The 781-nt window shown below is 53.3% G+C and carries 1 protein-coding gene; it reads right to left on the bottom strand.

Annotated features, from left to right (window positions below; all coding sequences use genetic code 11):
- Window positions 1-781, bottom strand: a 781-nt coding sequence (gene uvrC, locus J5224_RS32075) for an excinuclease ABC subunit UvrC (RefSeq protein ID WP_264628998.1), incomplete at both ends; no start/stop codon positions are given.

The raw sequence follows: 781 nt of genomic DNA, 5'->3' as shown, positions 1-781 counted from the left end.
AAACTGCCTTGCAGATAAAATTGCCCGACAAACGTCTGCACCACTTCCGCCAGCTCCGTGCCTGCCGGCACTTTCGGGAAATAGCTGCGGCTCCCCAGCACTTTGCCTTGACGAATAAACAGCACATGTACACAGGCCATACCGGCATCGAAGGAAACACCAATCACGTCCAGATCTTCGCCATCGCCGGAAACAAATTGCTTTTCGGTAACGCGACGCACCGCCTGAATTTGATCGCGAATACGTGCCGCTTCTTCGAAATCCAACTGACGGCTGGCGGCTTCCATACGTGCGACCAGTTGATTGAGCACCTGCTGATCTTTGCCTGAAAGGAAAAGTCGCACATATTCTACCTGCTGGCGGTAGTCTTCTTCACTGACCAGACCCGCAACACAGGGCCCCAGACAGCGCCCGATCTGATACTGGAGACAAGGCCGCGAGCGATTTCGGTACACACTGTTTTCGCACTGGCGAATGGGGAAAAGCTTTTGCAGCAGCACCAACGTTTCACGCACCGCATTGCCGTTTGGAAAGGGGCCAAAATATTCCCCTTTGGCGTGCTTGGCACCGCGATGCACCGCCAACCGTGGGTGAGTATCACCGCTAAGAAAGATCATCGGGTACGATTTATCATCACGCAGCAATACGTTATAGCGCGGCTGATAAAGCTTGATGTAGTTGTGTTCCAACAGCAGCGCTTCGGTTTCAGTGTGAGTGATGGTGACATCAATCTGGTGAATAGCCTTCACCAGCGCTTCCGTCTTACGACTGGCAACGTTGC

Source organism: Candidatus Symbiopectobacterium sp. NZEC135 (genome assembly GCF_025962695.1).
The sequence above is the reverse complement of the archived record's forward strand: the minus strand, read 5'-3'. Positions and strand labels throughout refer to the sequence as shown.